Below are 25,506 nucleotides of genomic sequence, written 5' to 3' on the forward strand. Positions count from 1 at the left end.
CCTCGGCATTCGGCGTGGGTGTGTTCACGAGTATCAACATATTCTCCTGAGGCCGTCGATGATCTCTGCCATCGAATACGCGATCGTGAATCTCGGCAGTACGGCGACCCTCCGAGAGTCCACGCCGGCGCTGGATTTTCTTCCGCCCGCGGCCTGGTACGACCTGGACAGCGACGAGGCACACAAGTCGATGGCGAGCCGTGTCCTCCTACGCTCGGAGAGTCCGATACCTGCCTTCGCGTCGAACGTGGTCATCCAGTACTTCGATCTCGGCCAGTGCGAAGTCGTTCGACTCTCCGAAATCGACACCACCCTCGACATCTCCGCACTGGAGCAGTCAGTCGTCCTCGATCACACTGTCGATCTCGATGGATACCTGTGTGTCGACGACGGCACATACCGGACGGGAGGGTTCGATCTCCGAGTTCGTCGAGCTCAGCTCGCCTATCCCACCGCACAGGGCAATTCCATGCTGGCGATCTTCACCGCAACCACCTCCGAGTCGGCGTGGGATAGCACCGAATCGGAGATCACAGAAATGGAAACACGTTGGCTGCAGAAAACCACGAGCCGAACAAGTGGCGGGATATGAAGACCTACTTCAGTGGTCGATTCTCGATGTTCGTCACGTACCCGATCGCGCTGTTCCTGGTCGGCTTGCTCGTCGGCTACCTGATGTCGAGATGACGAACTGGCGTCGGCTGCAGGTCTCGTCCCGGAGCCACCGGCGCAGATACCGGCCTCGCCATCGAGCATCGTCGACCTCCGCTTCGTGGAGCGCGGTGCACTCCCCGCCTGGCCGTCGATATCGGACGTACCTCTCGGATTCGATCATCGACACGCTCAAGTTCGAGCTCGCCTGTATACCGTCCGCCGCCACTTTCGCGCTCGGACTCGTTGTCGGCGGAGGATTGTCGTAGCGTCGCGTTCCCGAACCCCACCCCACCCCCAGACCTCAACTCGACCCCCAGACCTCGATCGAAGTCTGCCGGTCGAGTTGAGGTTCGCCGGTCACAGCGAACCGGGCCCTACGCCGCTGATCCGCACCTCGCTCGCCTTGACCACCAGGTAGACCGCTAGTCCGGTGACGAGTCCGAGGTCGGCGACCGCCGCCCAGGTCACCTCGGCGGCGACCATCTGCTCGCCCACCTCGGCGGTCATCACGGCGTGGTCACCCCGGGGCGCGACGTCACGGACGGTCGCGGCCAGCGTCGTACGCGGACTGCCATGCGGCGCTTCGAGATAGACGGCGACGGCGCGCGGCGAGAACGTGGCCGCTGCCCCGGCCCCCGGTGAGGGTCCATCGACCTCGACACCGCCGACGACCCGATTGCCGGAGGCGTCGACGACGGCGTCGCCCGCGTCCATGCGTCCCACGAACAGGTTGAGCCCGGACAGCGACGCCGCGAAACGACTGGTGGGCCGTGCCAGAACCGCACGCGTCGAACCGGATTCGACGACGCGACCGTCCTCGAGGACCAGGATGTCGTCGGCCAACCCGAGGGCGTCCACCGGGTCGTGGGTGACCATGATCGTCGTGCGGTCCCGATCGGCGAGAAGTGTGCGCAACAGCGCTCGCAATCGGCTCGCGACGTCGACGTCCAGGGCCCGAAACGGTTCATCCAGCAGCAGGATTCGCGGCTGCGCCGCCAGCGCTCGGGCGATGGCAACCCGCTGCGACTGGCCGCCGGAGAGCTGGTGCGGTTTACGGTCGGCGAGGTCGGTGACCTCCGTTGCCGTCAGCCAGCGTTCCACTCGTGCCCTGATCTCGGACCTCCCGAGTCGCTGCGCCGAGGGCGCGAACGCCACGTTGTCGGCGACCGTCAGATGCGGGAACAGGCGCGCGTCCTGCGACAGTAATGCGATTCCGCGCCGGCTGGGCGGCACGAAGGTCGTCGAGTCACAGAACACCCTGTCGCCGAGCACTATCCGGGACCGATCGTCGCCGCGCACCAGTCCGGCGATCGCGCGCAGCACCGTCGACTTGCCGGCGCCGTTGGGCCCGACGACCGCAGTGGTCGCGCCCGCGGCGAACCGGTGCTCGACGCGCAACGCGGGCACCTCGAGGTCGATGAACACCTCCAGATCCGCGCCGGTCACAAACCACCCCCGACGCGCGAACGGCGGCTGTGCACTCCGACGACCACGATCAGGGATACGACAACCAGGATGAGCGACAACGGGATCGCGGCCTGTGGGTCGTCGATGGCCGACACATAGATCGCAAGTGGCGCGGTCTGGGTCACCCCGGGCGCGTTGCCGGCGAACGTGATCGTCGCACCGAACTCGCCCAGCGCCCGCGCGAACGCGAGCACGAGACCCGCGAACAGAGACGGCAGGACCAACGGGAGCGTGACCCGCCAGAGCGTCCGAGTCGGCCCCGCACCCAGGGTCGCGGCGACCTCCTCGTATCGCGTCCCGACGACGCGCACCGCGCCCTCGACGCTGATCACGAGGAAGGGCAGTGCGACGAAACTCTGCGCCAGTACGACCGCCGTTGTCGTGAAAGCGATGTCGATGCCGACCGCATGCAGATGTTCACCGACGACCCCGAGCCGGCCGAAGGTGTACAGCAGGGCAAGACCACCGACCACGGGCGGTAAGACCAAGGGCAACAACACGAGTGCGCGGAGCACCCGGATCACCGGACCGTCGTATCGCGCGAACACCAGTGCCATCGGCACCCCGACCATCAGGCAGATGACGGTGCTGCACGCGGCGGTGATCAGTGACAGCCGTAGCGCGTCGAGCGACGAGGGCGACGAGATCTGATCGACGAAGGTGCCCCACGGCGAACGGAAGAGCAGCGCCAGCGGAGGTAGCACGATCAACACGACGCCGACCAGTGCCAAGCCGTACGTCCAACCGGGCAACCCCGCCGGGTCCCGTCGGGAACGAAGGACCGTGCTCAAGGCGCCCCGAACCCGGCGTCGCGCAGGATGCGCTGACCGTCCGCGCCCAGGACGAGGTCGACGAACTGCGTGGCGAGTTCGCCATCCCCGGCGCCGGCGAGGGCCGCGATCGGATAGGAGTTGACCACGGCGGCGAATGCCGGATCGGTCACGGTGTCCACCTTGTCGCCGGCTCCGCGCGCGTCGGTCACATACACCACGCCCGCATCCGCTTGGCCGGTCGTCACCTTGGTCAGCACCGCGCTCACCGACTGTTCTTCCGAGGCGGCGTCGATGGTGACACCGGTGTTGCGCTCGACGGTCTCGGTCGCGGCGCCGCACGGTTGAGCCGACTGACACACGACCGTCGTCACGTCGGGCTTGTTCAGGTCGGCGAAGGACCTGATACCGAGGGGATTCCCCGGTGCGGTGACGATCGCCAGCGTGTTGGTCGCGAAGGTCTTCGCCCCGGCGGCATCGTCACCGAGTTTGCCCATGTTCTCCTCGTCCGCACTCGCGAACACGTCGGCCGGGGCGCCCTGCAGGATCTGGTTGGCCAGGGTCGACGACCCGTCGAAGGACAGTCGCACGGTGACACCGTCGTGCTGTTCTTCGAACTCGGCGGCGATCGCCGTGAACGTCTTCTTCAACGACGCTGCCGCCGAGACATCGAGCGTCGTCGAGACCGCGGAGTCGCCGGACCCGGAGCCCGTGCTGCCCGCGGACGAGCATCCGGCCACCAACAGGAGTCCGGCGGCGGCGATCGCGACGGTGAGCCTTGTCATCTGATCTCCTTGTTGGTCTCGACGATCACGGTCGTCGCCTTGACGACGGCCGTGGCCACGACGTCGGGCCGTAGATCGAGTTCGTGAACTGCGTCCGCACTCATCAACGACGTCACCTCGAACGGACCGCACTGCAGGGTCACCTGGGCCATGACCACATCGGTGCGCACGTCGGTCACCAGACCTGTGAACCGATTACGCGCCGAGCGTCCGACCGATGCCCCGTCGTCCGGTGCCACCGCGCGCTCGCGGGCCAGCGCGGCGAGCCGTGCGCCATCAACGGTGGCGACCGGTCCGCCATCGGACTGTTCCAAGACGCCGGTGGCCACCCATCGTCGAACCGTGTCGTCACTGACGCCGAGCAGAGTGGCTGCGTCTTTGATCCGAATAGCGGTCACGACGCCATCTTATCCGCAGATGCGGAGATATCGGTCTTCGGCATCCGCAGAAACGGATCTCAAAAGGGTTGACTTCAACTCAACTTGGAGTCTTACGCTCGGTTTCGGTCCGACCGTCGGATTCGCAGCCCCGCAACCGATGAATTCGGTGCGGGCAGACGGTCTGACTTCGAGTACGAGATCGCCACACCCCGAACATGCCCTGAATTGTTCCCTGACGTCACCCGCGCGCCACGTAATTCGGTCGCGGCTGTCACACCCCCTCTATACCGTGGAGAAACATGAGCTCAGTCACAGTTCCCACCACCGCGCCGGGAGAAGTCGCGACGGCCGATGTCGCCATCGAGGCCGTCGACCTGGTGAAACGCTTCGGCGATTTCACGGCGGTCGACGGCGTCAGTTTCACCGTGCCGCGGGGTTCCGTGCTCGGCCTGCTGGGCCCCAACGGCGCCGGCAAGACCACCACCGTCCGAATGATGACCACCCTGTCGCCGCCCACGAGCGGGACAGCCCGCATCGCCGGCTACGACGTGCGGGAACAGCCCGGGATGGTCCGCCAGAACATGGGCCTCACCGGCCAGGCGGCCACGGTCGACGAGATCCTGACCGGCCGCGAGAACCTCCGCATGATCGGCGGTCTGTACGGCATCGGACGCAAGACCCTCGCACGTCGATCGGAGGAACTCCTCGAGCAGTTCTCCCTCTCGGAGGCCGGTGACAAACAGGTCAAGTCCTACTCCGGCGGAATGCGCCGCCGACTCGACCTCGCGGTCAGCCTGCTGGCCACGCCACCGGTGCTCTTCCTCGACGAGCCGACCACCGGCCTCGACCCGCGCAGCCGTTCCGAACTCTGGGACGTCCTGCGCGATCTGGTCGCCGACGGAACCACGTTGCTGCTCACCACGCAGTATCTCGAGGAGGCCGACCAACTCGCCGACGACATCGTCGTCATCGACAAGGGCACCATCATCGCGCACGGCACGTCACTGCAGCTCAAGGAGCAGGCAGGTTCGGCCAGCCTGGTGCTGACCGTCTCGCACGCCGACGACCTGACGACCGCCGAGTCGCTGTTGCGCAAGAACGGGGCGGAGGTGTTCGTCGACGTGGCGGCCCGCCGGCTCACGACAGCCGCAGCCGGCCTGGGCGACCTGCCCCGCGTCGCCGCCTGGTTCGACGAGAGTGGCATCTCCGTCGACGACTTCGGACTCTCCCGGCCGAGCCTCGACGACGTCTTCCTCTCCCTCACCGGCCACCGCGCCGAGGAGTCGAGCAACACCGACGACACCGACAACACCACCGACGAGGAGCGTTCCTGATGACCACCACGGCACAGACCCACGCTGTGGTCGCGGACAAGCCGCGGATCCACCCCACCACGATCTGGCAACAGGCCTGGATCATGGTGAAGCGCAACATGATCCACACCAAACGAATGCCGGAGATGCTCTCCGACGTGACCATTCAGCCGATCATGTTCGTGCTGCTGTTCGCGTACGTGTTCGGCGCGTCGATCCAGACCGACTCGGCGTCGTACAAGGAGTTCCTGCTCCCGGGCATCATGGGTCAGACGATCGTGTTCACCGCGTTCATCGTGTCCACGGGCATCACCGCCGACCTTGAGAAGGGCATCATCGACCGGTTCCGGTCACTGCCCATCCAACGGTCGTCGGTGTTGATCGGACGCAGTATCGCCAGCCTGCTCCACAGTTCGATCGGCATCGTCGTCATGGCCGTGACCGGCCTGGCCATCGGCTGGCGGATCCGGGGCTCGTTCGGTGAGGCGGTCCTCGCATTCGCGCTGCTCCTGCTCTTCGGCTTCGCGATGATCTGGTTCGGCATCCTCATCGGTTCGTGGCTGCGGACGGTCGAGGCCGTCAACGGCTTCATGTTCTCGGTCCTGTTCCCGATCACGTTCCTGTCGAACGCGTTCGTCCCGACCGAGCCGATGCCCACCTGGCTCCGGACGATCGCCGAATGGAACCCGATGTCGTCACTGGTCCAGGCATTGCGTGTGCTGTGGGGTAACGGCCCGGCATTCGGTCCGGATGCGGCTCTCCCGCTGCAATATCCGGTCCTCGCCACCCTGATCTGGACGGTCGCGCTGACGCTCATCTTCGCGCCGTTCGCGCTGCGCGCCTACAACAAGCGAACCTCGGATTAGACCACCACCCGACCGAGGTTCGTCGACGCGACCCGCTCAGGCAGTCAACGTGATTGCTTGCAGCGGGTCGCTGTATATCGCGTCGAGAGACACCGCGCCGGCGGCCTGCTGCTGCACGGTCGCTCCCGAATGTGACACGCGCACATCCCGTTTGCTCACGATCGAGGTCTTGCGCACGGCCTTCGCGACCGTCGGCAGGCCGGCCGCGTAATCGGTGAACGCCTGTCCGCCGAGGATGATGTGATCGGGATTGAAGATGTCGGCGATCAGCCCGACCGTACGTCCGAGCACCTCCGCCCGCTCTTCGAGCAGACGACGTGCCGTGAGGTCACCGCTGCGGGCCAGGGCGTGGACATCTTCCACATCGGCTACCGAGAGGCCGAGTGCGCGTGCAGCTTCCACGACACCGGTGTCGCTCACCGCGGGCTCCAGGCGCCCCGTCCGGTTCGGGTCGAGCAACGTGGTCGATCCGGTCGGGAAGTGACCGATCACCGGCGGTCCCGCGGTCGGCGTGTGCACGGTCCCGCCGACGCTGAACGCGATGCCGAGCATCTCGCGCGCGTAGAAGTACAGGAAGCTCGACTGCTGGTCGTCGGGGTTGAGCACGAGTTCGGCGGCTGCCATGGCCTCGACGTGGGACGCAACCGACACCGGCAGTCCGACGGCCTCGGCGATCGTCCGGCCGACCTGTGCGCCCTCCCAGCCGAGCCGGGGATGGTCGACGATCCCGCCGTCGGCCACGCGCCCACCGAGCGCGACACCGACCCACAGCACCCGCCGGCCCGTCCAGCGCTCGGCGAAACGCCGTGCGCTGACACCGATGGCGGTGAGTGCTTCTTCCGGTGAATCGGCATGCGGGGTAGGGATCTGGATGGCCCCGACGACGCGATGCAGCAGGTCATGGGTGGTGATCGCGGTGACCTTGTATCCGATGTGGATACCGAGGGTGAGGAACTCGGAGATGTTGACCTCGAAGGGCAACCGCGGCCGCCCGATGGCGCCCGAGGGCGCAAGGTCGGCCCGTTCGCGGATCAATCCCGCCTTCAACAGCGCACTGACCTGGCGATTGACCGTGGAGATGCTGAGCCCGGTGCGCTCGGCCGCATCGTCGCGGAACAGCGGGCCGGACAACCGGGCGGCCCGGAGGACGAGCGCCGCGGGTTTGGTCGACAACTCCAGGCGCGGCGTTGCGACGTGCACCCGCTGGTCCCCCTTCACTGGTCCGCGTCGGTCGGCGACCGGACCCGGGGTCCGAGTCGGCGGTACGGAAGTCAACGGTACGGGCTGGCGCGTGCCCTGAGGAGCACGACGCACCGCGCGGGTGACCGGCTGACGCCGGACAGGAGAGGCGGGGGCGTTGCGCAAAGTACGGGTGGAGAGTTCGGGCAGTGTGGCGGTCATGATCGTCCTCGTCGAAAGACCCCGCGCATCGCGGGGCGGAAGCCGGAAGCTGGTGCTCTGAGAAGAGACTCGAGAAGCGACGCCCCGGGGAGGAGATTGACTCGGCGGGGGTCGGTCAGCGCATTCGACGACTACAACAGAGAACGCGTGCAAGCGGCAGACGACAGCCCAGCGCGGTGGTCACGTAGGTGACCTCCGTGAGCCTGTGGTCGGCACTTGTCATGCGGATCAAGCTAGCAACGCGGCCCCGTACCGGCAAGCCCGTCCCACCCCTGGTCACGGGCACCGACGACCGGTCGCACACGCGTCCACCGGCGAGAATAGGCCCGTGGCGCGACGCGGACAGGGGTTGCACTCAGCCTGATCCGAACTCGTCCGGCGTCCGGTCGCTCGACCTGCGAACCGATGGAGAAGCGGACCGTGGTCGGCTTGGCCACTCGGGTCGAGCCTGTCGGTGCACCCCGGTAAATTGTGAGCATGACCACAACCAGCCCCGCGGCTGAGTCCAGCGTCGCGACCGACACCGAGTTTCTCGAGGTCAGCGAGCCGTTCCGCCGCGAGATCATCGCGCACTGCTACCGGATGACGGGGTCCCACCACGACGCCGAGGATCTAGCCCAGGAGACCTTCCTCCGCGCATGGAAGGGCTACGGGAAGTTCGACCATCGGGCGTCCGTGCGCACGTGGTTGCACAAGATCGCTACCAACACGTGTCTGACCGCTCTGCAGAGTTCACAACGACGCCCCCTCCCCTCCGGCCTCGGTGGCGACGCCTTCGACCCGACCGACGACCTGCTGCAGAACCACGAGGTGCCCTGGCTCGAGCCGTATGCCGGCACGGCCGACGAGATCGCGCCCGGCGACGACGCGGACCCCGCGTACGTGGTCGGCGCCCGCGAGTCGGTACGGCTGGCGTTCATCGCGGCACTGCAGCATCTACCCGAACGGCAGCGCGCAGTCCTCGTCCTCCGCGACGTGCTGCAGTGGCGCGCCGCCGAGGTCGCCGACACCATCGGTGTCACCACCGCCACCGTGAACAGTTTGCTGCAGCGGGCCCGCGAGCAGGTCAAGACCGCACGCCCGCAGCAGGATTCGGTCGGAGTCGACGCCGCGACGACACTCGACGACGCCGCCAAGCGCGAGCTGCTGGCCCGCTACGTGTCGGCCTTCGAACGCTACGACGTCGACGCGATGGTGGAGCTCTTCACCGACAAGGCGATCTGGGAGATGCCGCCCTTCACCGGCTGGTACCAAGGCGCGGAGAACATCGGAACCCTCATCCGTTGCAACTGTCCGGCCGAGAAGGCGGGCGATCAGATCATGCTGCCCACGACAGCCAACGGGCAGCCGGCCTACGGGCTGTACATGCGCGAACCGGACGGCGTCCACCGACCGTTCCAGCTCCAGGTGCTCGAGATCGACCCGCAGACAGCCAAGGTCAGCCATGTCGTCGCCTTCTTCAGCGACGACATGGAGAGCGATTTCGCACGCTTCGGTCTGCCGGCGACCCCGTACGACGCACCGGCACGCACGTCGCCGAGCCCCTGGCACTGAGACCGTCCGGTTCGCGCGGCGCCGATCAGTCGTCAGCGGTCTGCGGGATCTGCGAGGGGTCCATCCACACGATCTCCCAGGCATGACCGTCCGGGTCACAGAAACTGCGGCAGTACATGAAGCCCAGGTCCTCGGCTGCGCGGAGTTCCCGGCCGCCGCAACCGAGTGCCGCTTCGGCGAGCCGGTCGGCGTGTGCGCGGCTGTCAGCGGAGATGGCCAGCAACGACTCGCGGCCCTGCAGTGGGTCGGCGACTGCGGTGGCCGCGTAGCCGGCGAATCGTCGTCGCTGCATGAGCACGACCATCGCCGAGTCGTTGATCATCATGCACGCGCTCCCGGCATCGCAGAAGATCTCGTCGAAGTGGAAGCCGAGCGATCCGAAGAACCGACGAGACCGCGCGACGTCTACGACGGGCAGGTTGACGAACAGCATCGGCGTCACGGGCGCACTCCAGACATCTCGGGGTCGCTGATACTGACCGGCCCGACGCCTCGAACTCATCGAAGCCGACATAGGGTGCAGGAATGGGTGTGATCTATCTGGTTCGTCATGGTCAGGCGAACGCATTGGCGTATGGCATCGCCGACGCCACCGTCGATCTGAGCAACGGACCCGGCGGTCTCACCACGGCCGGGGCCACACAGGCCGCGCTGTCCGGTGGATTCCTCGCCGGGCAGATCGGCACCTTCACCGCAGCCGCCAGTGGCGACCTCCCGCGCCAGCAGCAGACGCTGAGCGGCGTGCTGGGGGCTTTCGACACCGGTCGACCTCAGCCGCACGTCGACCCGGGGTGGAACGAGTACTCACTGCCCGCACTGGTCGGCGAGGCCACGCCGGAGATGTATCGCGACGGTCGCAGCTACCAGGAACAGCTCGACAAGGGGCTCGCGGCCTGGATAGCGGCCGGCGAGCACGACGCAGCTCCTGGCCTCGACGGCGGCCCCGCCGAGAGCTACCCCCAGTTCAAGGCGCGCGTCTCCGACGCGGCCGCCCGCGCCACCGAGCTCGCCGGGTCGGGTCAGACGGTGCTCGTGGTGTCCTCGGCCGGCACCATCACCCAGTGGATCGCCCAGTTGTGGGGCATCCCCGACGAGACCTGGCCGGCGATGGCCCGCACGATGGTCAACGCGTCGATCAGCAAACTGATCGTCGGCCGCAGTGGCGTCTCGGTGGTGTCGTTCAACGAGCACGGTCACCTCTCCGACCGCGACGGCGGGATCGCGACCTTCCGGTGACCCTTCGAGGCTCGCTCCGCTCACACCTCAGGGAGCAGTGCGGCTCAAAACCTACGCCCGGTGCAGGTTCTCGCCGGGTCGGGTGATGACAACGTTCGGAAGCACCGCGTACCGCGACAACTGGGTGATCGAGTGGGCGATCACCGCGATGTCGTCGGCCGTGATCATCTCGTCGGCGGGAATGCGGTCTTTGAGCCAGTCGGTCATGTCGGTGTTGACGTAGCCCGGCGCGATCGTCGTCGCGCTGACACCGCTGCGTGACTCCTCGAGATTGAACGTCTCGCACAACGAGATGAGCGCCGCCTTGGTGGCACCGTAGGCGGACAGCTCCGGCTCCGGATAGACGCCGGTGATCGACGCCACGGCAATGACTTTCGCGGCCCCATGGGCCTCTGCGGTGGCGCGCAGGGCGGGCAGCGCGGACTGAAGGAGGATGTAGGGAGCGCGGACATTCACTTCATACAGCCGGTCGAATCGCTTCACCGGGAGGTCGGCGATCGCACCCTTCGAGCCCATCCCGGCGTTGACGATCAGCGCGTCGAACCGCCCGAATGCCTCCGCATGAGCCGTACCGAGCGCGCTGATGGCGTCGGCGTCGGTCATGTCGGCGGGGACGACCTCCACCCGCCCGGCGCCACGCTCGAGAAGCTCGGCCGCCTTCTTCTCCAACGCTTCTCGACCACGGGCACTGATGGTCAGGTCCCAGCCGTCGGCGGCGAACCGGTCGGCGATGGCCGCACCGATCCCCCTCGACGCCCCGGTCACCAGCGCAGAACGATTGTTGTCCGATTCACTCATTGCCTACCCCCTTCGGTGCGCGCACCGCGCGACTGTGTTCTGTTGACGCCGTTGCTCGATCAGCTGATGTGGCCTAGGCCGTCGGCGATGAACGCCGCCGTCGCCTCGGCAGCCTTTTCGGCGCCGTCGCCCGACGACGCCCCCGAGAGTGCGCGGTAGGTGATCCCCTCGGCGATCACGCCGAGCTTCAGGTTCGCCAACCCCAGGTAGAAGTCCCAGTCACCCAGTTCGACACCCGTTGCGGTCGAATACTTCTGAGCGATCTCGTCGACCGACGCATAACGGTCACTGGTCCAGGCCGCGGAGAAGCCGAGAACCTGGTCGAAGGCGCCGGTGCGGTAGACGCACATCAGCGCGACATCGGTGAGCGGATCTCCGAGGGTCGACATCTCCCAGTCGACGACCGCCGCGATCCGGGCCGGGTCGTCGGCGTCGATGATCGTGTTGTCGACCCGGAAGTCACCGTGCACCACCGACTCTCGCGCCTGCTTCGGAACTCGCGCGGCGAGCGCGTCGACGAGACGCTCGACGTCGGGGAGTTCTCGTGTCTTCACGTGCCCCCACTGCCGCGCCCACAGTTTCACCTGGCGGGCGGCGAAACCCGCGGGCCGACCGAACTCGCCGAGCCCGACCTCGCGATAGTCCACCGCGTGCAGGTCGGCCAACGTCTGCACCAAAGCATCGAGATTCCGGGCGACCTCGTCGTCGGAATAGGCGTCGAGGTCTTCCGCGGTCCGGACGACGCGGCCGTCCACGAACTCCACCACGGTGCACGGCGCACCGATGATCGAGCCGTCGGCGTCGAAGGCGACGGTCCGCGCAACCGGGACCGACGTCGACTGCAGCGCACTGGTGACCGCCCATTCACGGCCCATGTCGTGAGCCGAGGGCGTCAGTCCGCCGGTCGGCGGTCGGCGCGCCACCCACGTGGTCACGCCGTCGGTGACCGTGTAGGTGAGATTGGACTTGCCGCCGCTGATGAGGTCGATGGTCAGCTCACCTGCGGGCTCGACCCCGTTGTCGATCAGCAACCGGCGCAGGCGATCCTGGTCGAGCGCTGCGTCCGTGGCGGTCATCGGGCACCCGCCGATGCCTTCGCCTCGAGCGCCTGCTGGGCCTTCTTCGCACGCCCGACGGCGCGACGGGCGATCGCCCACCGGTGGACCTCGGACGGGCCGTCGTAGATGCGGAACGGCCGGAGTTCCTGCGACAGGCGGGCCAACGGGAGGTCGGCGGACACACCGAGACCGCCACACATCTGGATGCTGCGATCGGCGATCCGCGAATACGCCTCGGCAGCAAAGGTCTTCGCGATCGATGTCTCGTCCGACGCGTGGTTGCCCAGATCGAGCTCGTGGCAGGCCTTCAGCAGCAACGCGCGAGTCGCGGCGAGGTCGATCTCGTTGTCGGCGACGAGTTGTTGGATCATGCCCAGATCTCCGAGGCGGCCACCGAATCCCTCACGGCGTGAGACATAGTCGACGGCGACGTCCTGGCAGCGCTTCGCCGAGCCGAGCCAGCGCATCACGTGGGTCATCCGAGCCGGCCCGAGCCGGACCTGGGCGTAGCGATAACCCTCGTTCACCTCGCCGAGGATGTCCTCGTCGGGAACGAATAGGTCGGTGAAGGTCACCTCGCAGTGACCGCCGATCATCGCCTTGTCGATCGTGTTGATGTGGCGCCCGACGGTCAACCCGGGCGCATCGGCGGGCGCGAGGAACATGGTGGCCCCGCCGCGGTCACCGGGCGCACCCGAGGTCCGCGCCATGATGATGAAGAAGCCCGCACCGTCGGCGCCGGTGATGAAGTGCTTGTCGCCGTTGATCTTCCAGCCACCGTCCACGCGGACGGCTTCCGTGCGCAGCGCGTTGGGGTCCGACCCGGCGCCCGGAGCGGGTTCGGTCATGGCGAAAGCCGACCGGACATCTCCGGCGGCCAGCGGGGCGAGGTACTTCTGCCGCTGATCCTCGCTCGCGATGTGCGCGAGCATGTGCACGTTGCCCTCGTCCGGCGCGCCGATGTGCAGCGCGATCGGACCGAACGTGGAATACCCGGCCGCCTCGAACACCGGCGCGCGGTCGCACATGTTGAGACCGAGTCCGCCGTACTCGACCGGGGCATGCGGGCCGAAGACCCCTGCCTCCTTGGCCTTGGCATTCATCTCGCGACGGATGTCGTCACCACCGGCCGCCGCGATGTCACCGGCCGCCTCGTCCTCGATGGGCAGGACGTAGTCGCGGACGAAGGCCTCGGTCTTCGCGACGACGTCGAGCACGTCGTCGTCGTGCCGCAGGTCTATGGGCATGGTGACTCCTTAACGCATGAGCAGGGTGGGGATCCCCGAACACCGACCGATCGATCGCTCGGCGTTGCATACCTTGCCAGGCGATACCCGCCGGGTCAAGCGGCCCAGCAGACGGCGCCCTGCGCGACGGCCGTCAGGGTGTGCGATACCCGACCAGCGCGCGGGCCATCTGGAGATTGCGCGCGATGAGTTCGTCCGGACCCAGCAGACCGTCGAGCTTGAACCAGGTGGACACCCCGACGCACATGGTGGCCACGGCACGCGCCGCATCTTTCGGATACTCGGTGGTGAACTCACCCGTTTCGACGCCGGCGAAGACGATCACGTCGACCATCCGCTGCTGGCGGTCCCGGTGTCCGATGTAGGTGGGCCGGTAGTTGTCGTCGAGGCTGCGGATCTCGGTGGAACCGACGAACGCCTGCTCGCGGCGATACATGTGGAACCGCAGAAGCGACTCGACGACGGCGTCGAACTGCCGGATCGGCTCGGGACCCGCCTCGACGATCGCGGCCTCCGAGCGTGCCAGGAGGTCGGTCATCGTGCGTTCGAGGAGCCCCTGCAGCAACGACTGCTTCGACGGGTAGTGGTGATAGAGCCCTGGCACCGACAGATTGGCCCGCGCGGCGATCTCCCGGACCGAGGTCCCGTGGTAGCCCTGTTCGGCGAACGCCGCCAGCGCCGCCGCCAACGGGACCGGCAGTTCGGGCTCGCCGTAATCCCGCCAGCCGCCCAGTGGCCGCGTCGCCGGACGGATGTCTGCTTCGCCGGTTCCGCCACTCATGCCATCAAACATATCCCGACATGCGGACCTACTCCGCATCGCCGGTGCGACGCGAGAGACTCTTCTCGAGCATCTCGGCGGGTGAGACGAGCAGCGCGATGCTCAGATCCACCACGTCGGCCTTGCCGAGTTCGACCTCACCCTCGAGCCACGCCGCGAGCAACCGGCTGAGTCCGCCGACCTGGTAGTGCGCAACGCCGACCGCTGCCGCCGGCCCGACGTGGACGTCGAGAATCGCCGACGTGCTCTGCAGGGTGAGGCCGGCGAACAACGTCGTCGACTCCATGCGCTTGGCCGCGATCACCGGACTCAACAGCGCCTGCGAGAAGAGCAGCCTGCCTTTGCGGCGGTCCGCGTCGATGACGTCGACGATCGCCGACACCGCACCGGCGACCTTCGCACGCATGCTGGCCCCCTCCGAGAAGGCTGCCAGACTGGCCTGCGCGATCTCTTCGATGACCTCGTCGTACATGACGCCGACCAGCTGATCGACGGATTCGAAGCTCTCGTAGAAGTAACGGGCGGTGAGTCCGGCCTGCCGGCACACGCCGCGCACGGTCACCGCGCCCACGTCATCGGCGCCGAGCAGATCCAGTCCTGCATCGATGAGGGCGGATCGACGCCGCGCGACCCGGGTGTCGCCGCCCTCGCCGCCATAGGCCCGAAGCGTGCCGGCCGCGTCGGAGTCCGCACCGGAACGGCTGTCCGGGGTCGATGGTGCTCGTCCCATGATTCCTATCTTGACACCCCGGTAAGTTAGGTGTGTCATAAAACGGGAAACAGACGTTTCCAGAATTCGAGCAGGAGGGGTGTTCGATGGCAACGGAGCCTATCACCAGTGGAAGTTCGGCACTGTCAGCACAACCGGTGACGGATGTGACCGCCGAAGTGCAGGAGTTTCTCACCGCGGAGCGCCCCGACACCGAGTTCCTCCCCTCCTCCGCCCGGATGTCCCGCGCAGAGCTCGACGCGCTCCCCACCAGCGACCTCGACCCGCTCGGCATCGGCGTGATCGCGGGCGCGGCGAACGTGATCATGCAGCTCAGCCTCCCCGCGGTCGGTTACGGCGTGTACGAGAGCCGCGTCGACTCGGGAAACCTGTTCAAGCATCCGATGAAGCGCGGCCGCACCACGTTGAGCTACCTCGCCGTCGCCGGACTCGGTAGCGCCAAAGACCGAAAGGCCTACCGCAAGGCCATCGGCAAGGCCCATGCGCAGGTCCGTTCGACCGCTGACAGCCCGGTGAAGTACAACGCCTTCGATCCGAAGTTGCAGTTGTGGGTCGCCGCGTGTCTGTACCGAGGCACCGAGGACGTCCATCGCATCTTCGGCGGGGTCACCGAGGTGACCGACGAGCGCTACCAGGCCGGCGCCGTTCTGGGCACGACGCTGCAGGTCCCCCGCGAGATGTGGCCCGCCACCCGCGAGGACTTCGAGACCTACTGGAACGACACGGTCGAGACGCTCGAGATCGACGACACCATCCGCGAGTACCTGATGTCGATCGCGCGCGCCGAGTTCCTCGGCCCGGTGATCTCGCGGCTCTTCGGCTGGCATTTCGAGATCATGGCCATCGGCTTCCTGCCGGAGAACTTCCGCCGCAAGATGCGCGTGCAACTCTCGCCGTGGCAGGAGCTGTACTTCGACAAGCACAACGCGGTCCTGCGCGCGATCATCACGCGGGCCCCGAAGTGGGTGCGCGCATTCCCGTTCAACGTCCTGCTCGCCGACGTCCGCTGGCGCATGCGCACCGGGCGGCCGCTGGTCTGACCCTTCGTGACGCGCCCTCCGCAAGCTCCGGGCGCTCCTCAGGGAGCAGTGGGCATGCTTCGCTTACGCCTCAGGGAGCATCAAGAGGTCAGCCGGCGCAGCGCCTCGCGGTCGAGGTCGGCGACGTCGGTGTGCCCGGACAGTCCGAGGGTGAGGTCCAGTTCGGCGATGATGTCGGCGACCGCGTCGCGGGCACCGTCGGCTCCCGCGAGCGCCAGGCCGTACATATGCGGTCGTCCGATGCAGGCGGCGTCGGCCCCGAGGGCGAGCGCCTTGAACACGTCGGAACCGGTGTAGATCCCGGAGTCGATGAGGACCTTGATGCGACCGTCGACGACCGGCGCGATGGCGTCGAGGGCGTCGATCGTGCTGATCGCGCCGTCGACCTGCCGACCGCCGTGGTTGGAGACGATGATGCCGTCCACCCCGGCGTCCACGGCACGACGCGCATCGTCGGGGTGCAGCACGCCCTTCAGCACGATCGGAAGAGCGGTGCGGGCGCGCAGGCCGGCAAGATCGTCCCAGTTCAGCGACGGTCGCGAGTAGATGTCGAGGAAGGTCTGCACCGCGGCACGCGGTTGCGGCGACCGCAGGTTCTGCAGAAACCGGCCCGGGGCGTTGCGGGTGATGGATAGGAGGGTGGCGATCGCGCCGAGGGAGATCTCCGGACGTTCGTCAGCAGCGCCACGTAGCCGTTCGACGACGATGTCGACGAACCTGCGGTCGGACGTGTACTGGGCGATGCCCTCACCCTGCGCGAACGGCAGCGAACCCAGGTTCAGGTCCTGCGGCCGCCACCCGAGCATCGTCGTGTCCAGGGTGACGACGACGGCCTCGGCGCGGATGGCCGCCGCGCGCTCCAGGAGGCTGTCGACGAGGTCGTCGTCGGTGGACCAGTACAGCTGGAACCAGCGCGGCGCCCCGGCGCTCGTGTCGTCCATCGCGGCCGCGACGTCCTCCATCGAGACGCTCGCCTGATTCGACAAGATGTAGGGGACACCGAGTTCCGCGGCCGCACGGCCGATGAGGGCGTCGGCGTCGGGTGCGGCGAGCGAACCGGCGCCGACCGGCGCGAACAGCACCGGCGCCGGGATGCGGCGACCGAACAGTTCGACCTCGAGGTTGCGCTGCGAGACATCCCGCAGGATGCGCGGCACGATCGCCCAGCGGTCGAGTGCCGCGCGGTTGGCGGCCATGGTGCGTCCCTCACCGGCGCCACCGCCGATGTACGCCCACGCACGCGCCGACATCGCACGTCTCGCACGTCGCTCGAGCTCGGCGAAATCCGTTGGCACACGCGGCTTTCGCCGGTGCACCCCGGCCGTGTAGATCTCGTTCTGCCGTGCGCGCCCGTAACCTGCGGTCATGGGTGGAGATGGTAACGCCGGCGACCGGTGACCGGCCGTCAACGGCGGATCGTGCCGCTCAGCGTGTGGCGACGGCGGTGGCGCCGGCCACGGCGACCGTCACGGCCGCGACCGACGGCCACGCACCGATCTTCTTCGCGAGTGGATGAGATCCGCCGAATGCCGCCAGGTAGCCGGCCAACAGGCCGCCGGCGACCACGGGGCCCTTCGTCAGCGCCCACCGGCGAGTGCACCAGGCGCCGGCTGCGCCGAGCACCACACCACCGAGTTCGCGTCGCCCGCTGTAGCGCGCGACCGCGAAACCACCGACGAGACCGACTGCCACCACGGGCACCGTTGCATCCACAGCCATGCGACTCAGGCTACGTCTGGGTTCCCGAAACCGTTCACAGCCACCTGCCAGCCGATCTCCAGGCTGACGGTGGCGGAGGCGTCGACTCTGGACAGGAATCATCTGAGGAGGACCCATGACCGCAGTACTGGACAAACCACCGGCGCCGTCGCCGTCCGATCCCGCCGCCCCGGCGCACCGACGACGCGTCGCCGCCCGGCCATGGTGGGGACGGCTCGGCCTCGTCGGACTCCTGGCCGTCACCGCGGTGCTCTACCTGTGGAACCTGTCCGCAAGCGGGTACGCCAACACCTTCTACGCCGCTGCGGCGCAGGCCGGATCACAGAGTTGGAAGGCCTGGTTCTTCGGTGCACTCGACGCATCGAACTTCATCACCGTCGACAAGCCGCCGGCCTCACTGTGGGTGAGCGGACTCAGCGTCCGCATCTTCGGGATGAACTCGTGGGCCGTTCTGGCGCCCCAGGCGCTGATGGGCGTGGCCGCGGTCGGGCTCCTGTACGCGACGATGCGTCGGACGATCCGCGACCCCCAACTGGGTGCCGCGGCCGGCCTGATCGCCGGCGCCGTGCTGGCCTTCACCCCGGCGGCCGCGTTGATGTTCCGTTTCAACAACCCGGACGCACTGCTGGTGTTGCTGATGGTCGCCGCGGCGTACGCGCTGACCCGGGCTGTCGCCACCAACTCGGGTCGGTGGCTCGCCCTGGTCGGCGTCGCCCTGGGATTCGCCTTTCTCACCAAGATGCTGCAGGGCCTGCTGATCCTGCCGTTCTTCGGGCTCGCCTACCTGCTGTTCGCGAAGACCGGGTGGCGCAAACGAATCGCCCACCTCATCGGTGCGACCGCCGCATTGCTCGTCTCCGCGTTGTGGTTCCCGATGGTCACGATGCTCGTGCCGGAATCGGCACGTCCTTATATCGGTGGTTCGACGGACAACACGTTCATGGACCTCGTCCTCGGCTACAACGGCGTCGGCCGCATCAGTGGTGCCTCCGGCGGCGGCGGAGGAGGCGGCGGTCAGGCCGGCGGGTCCTTCGGCGGGTCCACCGGGCTGGACCGACTCTTCGGTTCCGAGATGGGCAACGAGATCTCCTGGTTGCTTCCGACCGCACTCATCGCGCTGTTCTTCGCCGGCTACCTGGTGGTGTGCAGCTTCCCGGTCTTCCGCTTCGAACACCGTCTGGCACGCACGGAATCCGCAGCCGTGCTCTCGTGGGGCGGCTGGCTGCTGGTCACCGGCATGATCTTCTCTTTCATGAGCGGGACGATCCACCCGTACTACACGGTGGCACTGGCGCCGGCGATCGGCGCAGTCATCGGACTCGGCGGCGTGCTCGCTTGGCGTCGACGCAACCGCTGGGCGGCCAGGATCGCCCTGGCGGCGATGGTCGGTGCAGCCGCGGCGTGGTCGATTGTCCTGTTGAACCGCAACGACTTCGGCCCGACCTGGTGTCGTTGGCTGATCGGCGTGGTCGCCTCGATCTCGGTGGTGGCCCTCCTCATCGGTGCTGCACGCGGGTGGCGACGTGCGGTTGCCGCGGCACTCATCGCGGGTTCGCTCGCCGGATTCGGCGGGACGGCAGCGTTCTCGATCGCAACCGCGGCGACCCCCCACAACGGCTCGATCCCGACCGCGGTGTCGACCTCGATCGATGGCGGCGGAATGGGCGGCCCCGGCGGTGGCATGGGCAGTGGCCCCGGGGGTCGGGCGGACGGCGGACAGCCCGGTGCCCAGCCGGCCGGCGCCCGCCCGGGCCAACAGGGAAACCCGCCCTCCGCCATGCAGGGCGGCAGCGGAATGACGGGCGGCCCGGGTGGCGACACCGCGTCGAACGCCGAACTCGTTGCCGCGCTGAGGGCAACCACGACAACGTGGGCGGCCGCGACCAACGGGTCGCAATCCGCCGCCGAGATCGAGATCGCCACTGGCACCTCCGTCATGGCGATCGGTGGATGGAGCGGGGACCCGGCCCCCACGCTCGAGCAGTTCATCGCCTACGTCAAGGACGGCAAGATCGCCTATTACCTCGGCAACGACGGCGGCGGTCCGGGCGGCAACTCGGAGATCGCCGAGTGGGTCGCCGCCAACTACACGGCCACAACCATCGGAGGAACGACGGTCTACCAGCTCTTCTGACGTCTCGACACGGTCCTGCCCGTTCCCGACCTTCGGGGGCGGGCAGGACACATGGGCAACCGATCGACGGTGGTTCGGCGTTTCCTGTGCGGCAAACCCCAGGCGCGACGCCGCGGCGTGGCCGACGCCCACATGTCGCCGTCACCCATCCGCTCGCAATCGCGGCTCCGAAGACGGGGTAACCGACCGCTCCCCCGGACTTTCGAAGGGCTCCGTCATGACACCGACCGCCGAGATGACCGACTCGTCGGCGCCGCCTGCACAGTCGGCATCCCCGGCTCCCGATCTGCACCCGATCACCGCCTCGACGACGGATCTCGAACTCGTCGAAGAGGTGCTGGCGGCGCACTTTCGTCGCCACGCCACCACCTTGCAGCAGGTCGGCGGGGAATTGACGCCGGCGATCGATGTCCTCTCGGCGCGGATCGGCGGAGGTAAACGCCTGCGCGCGTCGTTCTGCCTCTGGGGCGCCCGAGGCGCCGCCGGTGGTCGGAGCGTCGCGGGCATCGTCGAGATGGCGGCCGCCATCGAACTGTTCCATCTCGCCGCCCTCGTGCACGACGACGTGATGGACGACAGCGACGTCCGGCGCGGCCTGCCCACCGTGCATCGGCACTTCGCCGACGATCATCTGTGCGGCCGACGCCGTGGGGACGCCGAGCGCCATGGCACCGCCGTCGCGATCCTCGTCGGCGACATGTGCCTGTCCTGGTCCGACGACCTCGCCGCTGCCGCGGTGGACGACGTGTCCGCGGACATCCGACGCGCGGTCCGCGACACCTGGTCGGTGATGCGCGACGAGGCCTACGCGGGCCAGTACCTGGACATGCTGAGTCAGACCGAGGACACCACCGACGCCGATCGCACGGCACGGGTCCTGCGCTACAAGAGTGCGCGGTACACGATCGGTCAGCCGCTGCGTCTGGGCGGCACGCTCGCGGGTGCCCCGTCGGCGCTTCTCGAGGCATACGATCGGATCGGCATCACCGCCGGCGAGGCCTTCCAGCTCCGCGACGACATCCTGGGCGTCTTCGGCGACGAGAAGGTCACCGGCAAACCCGCCATCGACGACCTACGGGAAGGCAAGCGCACGATGCTCATCGCGGCGGCCGAGGAATCGGCGGGACGGATGGAGCGCCGCGTGCTCGCCGACGGTCTTGGCAATCCGGACCTCGACGCCGACGGTGCCGCGCGGATGCGTGAGGTCCTGTACTCCACCGGCGCCGTCGAACGAGTGGAACAGCGTATCGCCGACCTGCACGCGGAAGCGCTCGGCATCGTCGACGCCGCTCCGATGGACCCGGCGAGCCGGCACGCACTGACCGCCCTCATCGAACGTTGCGTGTGGCGGCGCGCATGACCGCTCCCGCCGGGCCGACGGTCGAACTCCGCGTCTGGGGTGTCGACCGCGTGCTACCGGCGCTCGGCCGGATGTCGTCGGGTCGACGGGTGCTGCGCCGTACTCCCGGTCTGCGTTTCGCCAAACTGCTGGGCACCGGCACCGCACGCACGTTCACCCTCGAGAGCGCCGACCTGAGACACTGGGCCGCGTTGACGGTATGGCACGACGCCGACGCTGCTTCGGCCGCAAGCGATTCCGTCGTGTTCCGCCGATGGCGAGAGTCCAGCACGGAGGAACTCCGGATCACCATGCGACCACTCCGGTCGAAGGGCCGTTGGTCGCGCGTCGACCCGTTCGAGACGGTGCGATCGTCGACCGACCACGACGCGTCCGGACCGGATTGGGCGGGCCCGGTCGCCGCGTTGACCCGGGCACGCCTCCGGCCCACGAAGATGGCATCGTTCTGGCGTGCCGTCCCGCCGGTGGCGACCGAACTCGCCGGGGCACAGGGCAATCGATTGGCCCTCGGCGTCGGCGAACTCCCGCTCGGGGTGCAGGGCACGTTCTCGATCTGGAATTCGGCGCAGGACCTCACCGGCTTCGCCTACCGCTCCCCCGCACATCTGTCGGCGGTTCGGCGGACCGCACCGTCGCGCTGGTATGCCGAGGAATTGTTCGCCCGTTTCGCCGTCACCGAGGTCGTCGGCACATATGAGGGGAGACCGGCGTGAGTCTCCTGGACGGCTCCACTTCGCACCGATCGGACCAATCGTCGCGATCGCGGCGTACCGACGGCACCGCGCCCTGGAACCGCGGCCTGGTCACCCTGGCGTGGATCCTGCTGGCGGCGACGATCGGCGTCCAGATCGCGTTTCCGCTGACCGGTGGCGGCACCCTGCCGCTGACCGTCGCGAGCGTGCTGCTCCTGGCGTCGGCCTCGCTCGTCCACGTTGCCGCAACCCGCGGCGCCGCCGCCGCGGTCGCCCTCGCGGTGGTGGCCGGTGGTGGCGGGCTGATCGCCGAATCCGTCGGTGTGAGCACCGGGTTCCCGTTCGGCACATACGAGTACACCGACGGGCTGGGACTGAAGGTCCTCGGCGTCCCGGTCCTGGTCCCGCTGGCCTGGATCATGATGTCGTGGCCCGCGCTGGTCGTGACCCGACGACTCGTCCGTGCGATGGGCATCGCCGGACGGTGGGTTGGGCCCGCCACCGCCGTCGTGGGTGCTTATGCACTCACGGCGTGGGATGTGTTCCTCGATCCGCAGATGGTCGACCAGGGCAACTGGGTGTGGCGGTACCCGACGCCGTCGCTGCCCGGGGTCGCCGACATCCCGCTGACGAATTTCGCGGGCTGGCTGCTGGTCTCGTTTCTCATCGTCGGCATGCTCGACCTCCTCATCCGCCGCGACGATCCCGACGCGACCGGGTCTTCCGGGATGGACGCCGTGCCCGTCACCGCGTACCTGTGGACCTACTTCTCCTCGGTGATGGCGCACGCGGTGTTCTTCGGCCGTCCGTCCGTCGCCCTCACAGGGGGTCTCCTCATGGGTGTCATCGCCATCCCGCTGCTCGTCGTCGAGATCAGGGGTCGCCGTGCGGGTGTCTGACCTGCTGCGGCCGCTGGTCGCGACGGGAACCGCTATGTCGCTGGCGTCGCTGGCCCTGACCCTCGACAACGCCCGCCGGGTCCGTCGGCCCGGTCTCGCCGACATCCCGGCGCCGGAACCACTGTCGGTTCTCATCCCGATGCGCGACGAGGCGCACAACGCCGAACGCTGCCTACTGGCCGTCCTCGAGGCGGCGGATCGCTGGCCAGGACCGGCCCGGATCCACGTGCTCGACGACGGCTCGGCGGATGGAACCGACGCCGTGCTCGCCCGCCTGGCCTCGATGGACGACCGGGTTCGTGTCCACCCCGGCTCGGCGCCTCCTCCCGGGTGGCTCGGAAAGACCTGGGCCTGCGCCCAACTCGCGGAGAAGGCGTTCCCCGGCGGGGTCCACGTCTTCCTCGACGCCGACGTCGTGGTCGAGCCCCACGCGTTCACCTCATCGTTCGCCTTGCTCCGCAACGCCGGACTCGATCTGGTGAGCCCGTACCCCCGGCAGGTCGCGGTCGGCGCGGGCGAGCGACTGGTGCAACCGCTGCTGCAGTGGTCCTGGCTGAGCACCCTGCCCCTCGGTCTCGCCGAGCGCTCACCGCGCGAATCTCTCACCGCCGCAAACGGTCAGTTCCTGGTCGTCGATGCCGCGATGTACCGTCGTGCCGGCGGTCACGAGGCGGTGCACGACGTGGTCCTCGAGGACATCGCCCTGTTGCGCGCCGTCAAGGCGGCCGGCGGTCGCGGCGTCGTGGCCGAGGGAAGCGACGTCGCCACCTGCCGTATGTACCGCGGCTGGGACGAGGTCCGCGCGGGTTACCGCAAGTCGCTGTGGTCGGCCTTCGGGTCTCCGGGCGGGACGCTGGGCGTCACCGGTCTGCTGTGCCTGATGTACGTACTCCCCGCGGCAGCAGCACTGTTCGGCTCCCGGACGGGTCTCGTCGGATACCTGGCCGGGGTGGCCTCACGGGTGGTGTCCGCACGCTGCACCGGCGGACGCGGATGGCCGGACGCCTTCGCCCATCCGCTCTCCATCCTCGTCTTCACCGGTCTCGCAGTCGATTCGACGCTGGCCCGACAGCGCGGCGACCTGCACTGGAAGGGACGCCCCATCGAGGTCCGTCGATGACGCGGGTCGTGGTGATCGGCGCGGGCGTCGGCGGACTCTCCGTCGCGATGCGCCTCGCCGCGACCGGTCACGATGTCACCGTTCTCGAGCAATTCGACGATGTCGGCGGCAAACTCGGGGTCATCGAGCACGACGGGTTCATCTTCGACACCGGGCCGTCGCTCGTCACGATGCCGCACGTCTTCGAAGAACTCTTCGACGCCACGGGCGCGTCGATCCACGACCACCTGACCCTCGAACGGCTCCCCGTCGCCGCGCGCTACCGCTTCCCGGACGGCACCGAACTGGACATGCCCGGAACGCTCGACGACATCCCCGCTGCCCTCGACGCCGCACTGGGGCGTGGGCGAGGCGCTCAGTGGTCATCGTTTCTGGAACGCGCACAACGTGTCTGGGACGTCACGCACGAACCCTTCCTGGAATCGCCGATGAGCATCCGCACGATGATCGGCGGGATCGCCACGCCGACGGATGTGCGGACCGTCGCGCCATGGAGAACGCTGCGTGGACTCGGCGAGGATTACCTCGACGACCCGCGCCTGCGGATGCTGCTGGACCGCTACGCGACCTACACCGGTTCCGACCCGCGCCGCGCGCCGGCGGCGCTCGCGTCCGTGCCGTGGTCCGAGCAGGCATTCGGATCATGGTATGTACGAGGCGGATTGGGCCGCATCGCCACCGCGATGCACGACCGTCTCATCGAACTCGGCGGGCGGGTCGAGCTCGGTGTCGAGGTCGACCGGATCTCCGTGGACCACACCGGTCGGGCCGATGGCGTGGTGCTGTCCGACGGAAGCCGGCGCCCAGCCGATCTGGTCGTCGCGAACGCCGACGCCCAGCAGGTCTACGACCGTCTCGTACCGCGTCGCGCCGCGCGTCGGCCCGCGGCGCTGCTGCGACGGACGACGCCGTCGCTGTCCGGGTTCGTCCTCCTCCTCGCCCTCGACCATCCGCCCGCTGCGCCGCACCACCAGGTGCTGTTCGCCGAGGACTACGACGAGGAGTTCGACGCGGTCTTCGGATTCCGCGGCTCACCGCGTCCGGTCGCTCGACCGACCGTGTACATCTCGGCTCCCGCCGATCCCGAGATCGTGCCCGCCCCGAGAACCGGCGCGTGGTTCGTGCTGGTGAACGCACCCCGCCACGACCCCGAGCACGGCGTCGACTGGGACGCCAAGGGCTTGGCGGACTCTTACGCCGACCAGATTCTCGAGGTGATGGCCGATCGTGGACTCGACGTGACCGGCCACGTGCGCCACCGTCTGATCGTCTCGCCCGCCGACCTCGAACGTCGGACCAGGACACCGGGCGGCTCCATCTACGGGTCGTCGTCGAATGGACCCCGCTCGGCGTTCCTCCGGCCGTCGAACACCTCCCCGGTGCCGGGCCTCTACCTCGTCGGCGGATCGTCGCATCCCGGCGGCGGTCTGCCGCTCGTGGTCATGTCGGCGAAGATCGTGGCGGAGCTGATCGGTCCGGCCGTGAGTCACTGACCGATGGGC

25 protein-coding genes are annotated in these 25,506 nt (G+C 68.1%); 12 read left to right on the forward strand and 13 right to left on the reverse strand.

Annotated elements, in window-relative coordinates; genetic code table 11:
• The first annotated feature begins 58 nt into the window (after positions 1 to 58).
• Entirely contained in the window at positions 59 to 592 is a 534-nt protein-coding gene (locus tag B1818_RS15890; RefSeq protein ID WP_078113274.1) for an acetyltransferase, read from the forward strand.
• A 419-nt stretch (positions 593 to 1,011) separates the two neighbouring features.
• Here the strand turns inward: B1818_RS15890 and B1818_RS15895 are convergent, their stop codons facing one another.
• From B1818_RS15895 to B1818_RS15910, 4 genes are read right to left on the reverse strand one after another with little or no spacing between them, the layout of a single operon-like run.
• Positions 1,012 to 2,100, reverse strand: coding sequence for a sulfate/molybdate ABC transporter ATP-binding protein (locus B1818_RS15895; RefSeq protein WP_078113275.1), 1,089 nt, complete (start codon positions 2,098 to 2,100; stop codon positions 1,012 to 1,014).
• Complete coding sequence (locus tag B1818_RS15900; RefSeq protein ID WP_217700287.1) at positions 2,097 to 2,912, reverse strand: ABC transporter permease; 816 nt, start codon at positions 2,910 to 2,912, stop codon at positions 2,097 to 2,099. The genes B1818_RS15895 and B1818_RS15900 overlap by 4 nt, the downstream gene beginning before the upstream one ends.
• A complete protein-coding gene (modA, locus tag B1818_RS15905; protein WP_078113277.1) occupies positions 2,909 to 3,676 on the reverse strand; it encodes a molybdate ABC transporter substrate-binding protein in 768 nt (255 codons plus the stop codon). Before modA ends, B1818_RS15900 begins: the two co-directional genes overlap by 4 nt.
• Positions 3,673 to 4,074: a molybdopterin-binding protein gene (locus B1818_RS15910; RefSeq protein WP_078113278.1), complete on the reverse strand. Its 402-nt coding sequence runs from the start codon at positions 4,072 to 4,074 to the stop codon at positions 3,673 to 3,675. The genes modA and B1818_RS15910 overlap by 4 nt, the downstream gene beginning before the upstream one ends.
• Before the next feature lie 281 nt (positions 4,075 to 4,355).
• Here B1818_RS15910 and B1818_RS15915 point away from each other — a divergent pair, with 281 nt between their 5' ends.
• Together B1818_RS15915 and B1818_RS15920 are read left to right on the forward strand one after the other, a co-directional pair.
• The gene (locus tag B1818_RS15915) at positions 4,356 to 5,390 is read left to right on the forward strand and encodes an ATP-binding cassette domain-containing protein (RefSeq protein WP_078113279.1); all 1,035 of its coding nucleotides are present in this window, start codon (positions 4,356 to 4,358) and stop codon (positions 5,388 to 5,390) included.
• On the forward strand, positions 5,390 to 6,235 hold the full coding sequence (locus B1818_RS15920) for an ABC transporter permease (protein ID WP_058252273.1): 846 nt from the start codon (positions 5,390 to 5,392) through the stop codon (positions 6,233 to 6,235). Before B1818_RS15915 ends, B1818_RS15920 begins: the two co-directional genes overlap by 1 nt.
• A gap of 36 nt (positions 6,236 to 6,271) precedes the next feature.
• On the opposite strand, the gene B1818_RS15925 is transcribed toward B1818_RS15920, so the two are convergent.
• Positions 6,272 to 7,435 (reverse strand): ROK family protein, encoded by a 1,164-nt coding sequence (locus B1818_RS15925; protein WP_058252323.1) that lies wholly within the window; start codon positions 7,433 to 7,435, stop codon positions 6,272 to 6,274.
• Positions 7,436 to 8,113: 678 nt separating this feature from the next.
• On the opposite strand from B1818_RS15925, the gene B1818_RS15930 reads away from it, so the two are divergent.
• A complete protein-coding gene (locus B1818_RS15930) occupies positions 8,114 to 9,190 on the forward strand; it encodes a sigma-70 family RNA polymerase sigma factor (RefSeq protein WP_078113280.1) in 1,077 nt (358 codons plus the stop codon).
• A gap of 25 nt (positions 9,191 to 9,215) precedes the next feature.
• Here B1818_RS15930 and B1818_RS15935 read toward each other — a convergent pair whose 3' ends face one another.
• Positions 9,216 to 9,632: a VOC family protein gene (locus B1818_RS15935; protein WP_078113281.1), complete on the reverse strand. Its 417-nt coding sequence runs from the start codon at positions 9,630 to 9,632 to the stop codon at positions 9,216 to 9,218.
• A gap of 83 nt (positions 9,633 to 9,715) precedes the next feature.
• On the opposite strand from B1818_RS15935, the gene B1818_RS15940 reads away from it, so the two are divergent.
• Positions 9,716 to 10,426, forward strand: a complete 711-nt coding sequence (locus B1818_RS15940; protein WP_078113282.1) for a histidine phosphatase family protein — start codon at positions 9,716 to 9,718, stop codon at positions 10,424 to 10,426.
• Positions 10,427 to 10,477: 51 nt separating this feature from the next.
• On the opposite strand, the gene B1818_RS15945 is transcribed toward B1818_RS15940, so the two are convergent.
• The 5 genes from B1818_RS15945 to B1818_RS15965 all read right to left on the reverse strand — a co-directional run bounded on the left by B1818_RS15945 (position 10,478) and on the right by B1818_RS15965 (position 15,040).
• Entirely contained in the window at positions 10,478 to 11,224 is a 747-nt protein-coding gene (locus B1818_RS15945; protein WP_058252277.1) for an SDR family oxidoreductase, read from the reverse strand.
• A 59-nt stretch (positions 11,225 to 11,283) separates the two neighbouring features.
• Positions 11,284 to 12,300, reverse strand: coding sequence for a phosphotransferase family protein (locus B1818_RS15950; RefSeq protein ID WP_078113283.1), 1,017 nt, complete (start codon positions 12,298 to 12,300; stop codon positions 11,284 to 11,286).
• Positions 12,297 to 13,529 (reverse strand): acyl-CoA dehydrogenase family protein, encoded by a 1,233-nt coding sequence (locus B1818_RS15955; protein ID WP_068971412.1) that lies wholly within the window; start codon positions 13,527 to 13,529, stop codon positions 12,297 to 12,299. The genes B1818_RS15950 and B1818_RS15955 overlap by 4 nt, the downstream gene beginning before the upstream one ends.
• A 133-nt stretch (positions 13,530 to 13,662) precedes the next feature.
• Entirely contained in the window at positions 13,663 to 14,310 is a 648-nt protein-coding gene (locus B1818_RS15960) for a TetR/AcrR family transcriptional regulator (RefSeq protein WP_171011686.1), read from the reverse strand.
• Positions 14,311 to 14,338: 28 nt separating this feature from the next.
• Positions 14,339 to 15,040 (reverse strand): TetR/AcrR family transcriptional regulator, encoded by a 702-nt coding sequence (locus tag B1818_RS15965; RefSeq protein WP_058252281.1) that lies wholly within the window; start codon positions 15,038 to 15,040, stop codon positions 14,339 to 14,341.
• A gap of 86 nt (positions 15,041 to 15,126) precedes the next feature.
• Between B1818_RS15965 and B1818_RS15970 the strand changes: the two genes are divergently transcribed.
• Positions 15,127 to 16,080, forward strand: coding sequence for an oxygenase MpaB family protein (locus B1818_RS15970; protein ID WP_078113284.1), 954 nt, complete (start codon positions 15,127 to 15,129; stop codon positions 16,078 to 16,080).
• 80 nt (positions 16,081 to 16,160) lie between these two features.
• Here B1818_RS15970 and B1818_RS15975 read toward each other — a convergent pair whose 3' ends face one another.
• Positions 16,161 to 17,447, reverse strand: a complete 1,287-nt coding sequence (locus B1818_RS15975) for an alpha-hydroxy-acid oxidizing protein (protein ID WP_078113285.1) — start codon at positions 17,445 to 17,447, stop codon at positions 16,161 to 16,163.
• 58 nt (positions 17,448 to 17,505) lie between these two features.
• Entirely contained in the window at positions 17,506 to 17,799 is a 294-nt protein-coding gene (locus tag B1818_RS15980; RefSeq protein ID WP_176455936.1) for a hypothetical protein, read from the reverse strand.
• Positions 17,800 to 17,914: 115 nt separating this feature from the next.
• Between B1818_RS15980 and B1818_RS15985 the strand changes: the two genes are divergently transcribed.
• The 6 genes from B1818_RS15985 (at position 17,915) to B1818_RS16010 (ending at position 25,497) form a co-directional block, all read left to right on the forward strand.
• Positions 17,915 to 19,933, forward strand: a complete 2,019-nt coding sequence (locus B1818_RS15985) for a glycosyltransferase family 39 protein (protein ID WP_058252284.1) — start codon at positions 17,915 to 17,917, stop codon at positions 19,931 to 19,933.
• 217 nt (positions 19,934 to 20,150) lie between these two features.
• Positions 20,151 to 21,293, forward strand: coding sequence for a polyprenyl synthetase family protein (locus B1818_RS15990; protein ID WP_058252285.1), 1,143 nt, complete (start codon positions 20,151 to 20,153; stop codon positions 21,291 to 21,293).
• Positions 21,290 to 22,006: a monooxygenase gene (locus tag B1818_RS15995; protein ID WP_078113307.1), complete on the forward strand. Its 717-nt coding sequence runs from the start codon at positions 21,290 to 21,292 to the stop codon at positions 22,004 to 22,006. Before B1818_RS15990 ends, B1818_RS15995 begins: the two co-directional genes overlap by 4 nt.
• Positions 22,003 to 22,884, forward strand: coding sequence for a carotenoid biosynthesis protein (locus B1818_RS16000; protein WP_058252286.1), 882 nt, complete (start codon positions 22,003 to 22,005; stop codon positions 22,882 to 22,884). The genes B1818_RS15995 and B1818_RS16000 overlap by 4 nt, the downstream gene beginning before the upstream one ends.
• Positions 22,871 to 24,004, forward strand: coding sequence for a glycosyltransferase family 2 protein (locus tag B1818_RS16005; RefSeq protein WP_058252287.1), 1,134 nt, complete (start codon positions 22,871 to 22,873; stop codon positions 24,002 to 24,004). Before B1818_RS16000 ends, B1818_RS16005 begins: the two co-directional genes overlap by 14 nt.
• Positions 24,001 to 25,497 carry an NAD(P)/FAD-dependent oxidoreductase gene (locus B1818_RS16010; protein ID WP_058252288.1) on the forward strand — a complete coding sequence of 499 codons (1,497 nt, stop codon included), beginning with the start codon at positions 24,001 to 24,003 and terminating at the stop codon, positions 25,495 to 25,497. The genes B1818_RS16005 and B1818_RS16010 overlap by 4 nt, the downstream gene beginning before the upstream one ends.
• Positions 25,498 to 25,506: the final 9 nt, after the last annotated feature.

It is taken from the genome of Gordonia sp. IITR100 (genome assembly GCF_002009645.1).
Taxonomy (GTDB): Bacteria; Actinomycetota; Actinomycetes; order Mycobacteriales; family Mycobacteriaceae; genus Gordonia; species Gordonia hongkongensis.

Coding starts and splice junctions, on each gene's coding strand:
- B1818_RS15890 (WP_078113274.1), top strand. CDS start 59: ATGATCTCTGCCATCGAATACGCGATCGTGAATCTCGGCAGTACGGCG.
- modA (WP_078113277.1), bottom strand. CDS start 3,676: ATGACAAGGCTCACCGTCGCGATCGCCGCCGCCGGACTCCTGTTGGTG.
- B1818_RS15915 (WP_078113279.1), top strand. CDS start 4,356: ATGAGCTCAGTCACAGTTCCCACCACCGCGCCGGGAGAAGTCGCGACG.
- B1818_RS15920 (WP_058252273.1), top strand. CDS start 5,390: ATGACCACCACGGCACAGACCCACGCTGTGGTCGCGGACAAGCCGCGG.
- B1818_RS15930 (WP_078113280.1), top strand. CDS start 8,114: ATGACCACAACCAGCCCCGCGGCTGAGTCCAGCGTCGCGACCGACACC.
- B1818_RS15940 (WP_078113282.1), top strand. CDS start 9,716: ATGGGTGTGATCTATCTGGTTCGTCATGGTCAGGCGAACGCATTGGCG.
- B1818_RS15945 (WP_058252277.1), bottom strand. CDS start 11,224: ATGAGTGAATCGGACAACAATCGTTCTGCGCTGGTGACCGGGGCGTCG.
- B1818_RS15950 (WP_078113283.1), bottom strand. CDS start 12,300: ATGACCGCCACGGACGCAGCGCTCGACCAGGATCGCCTGCGCCGGTTG.
- B1818_RS15955 (WP_068971412.1), bottom strand. CDS start 13,529: ATGCCCATAGACCTGCGGCACGACGACGACGTGCTCGACGTCGTCGCG.
- B1818_RS15960 (WP_171011686.1), bottom strand. CDS start 14,310: ATGAGTGGCGGAACCGGCGAAGCAGACATCCGTCCGGCGACGCGGCCA.
- B1818_RS15965 (WP_058252281.1), bottom strand. CDS start 15,040: ATGGGACGAGCACCATCGACCCCGGACAGCCGTTCCGGTGCGGACTCC.
- B1818_RS15970 (WP_078113284.1), top strand. CDS start 15,127: ATGGCAACGGAGCCTATCACCAGTGGAAGTTCGGCACTGTCAGCACAA.
- B1818_RS15975 (WP_078113285.1), bottom strand. CDS start 17,447: ATGACCGCAGGTTACGGGCGCGCACGGCAGAACGAGATCTACACGGCC.
- B1818_RS15980 (WP_176455936.1), bottom strand. CDS start 17,799: ATGGCTGTGGATGCAACGGTGCCCGTGGTGGCAGTCGGTCTCGTCGGT.
- B1818_RS15985 (WP_058252284.1), top strand. CDS start 17,915: ATGACCGCAGTACTGGACAAACCACCGGCGCCGTCGCCGTCCGATCCC.
- B1818_RS15990 (WP_058252285.1), top strand. CDS start 20,151: ATGACACCGACCGCCGAGATGACCGACTCGTCGGCGCCGCCTGCACAG.
- B1818_RS15995 (WP_078113307.1), top strand. CDS start 21,290: ATGACCGCTCCCGCCGGGCCGACGGTCGAACTCCGCGTCTGGGGTGTC.
- B1818_RS16010 (WP_058252288.1), top strand. CDS start 24,001: ATGACGCGGGTCGTGGTGATCGGCGCGGGCGTCGGCGGACTCTCCGTC.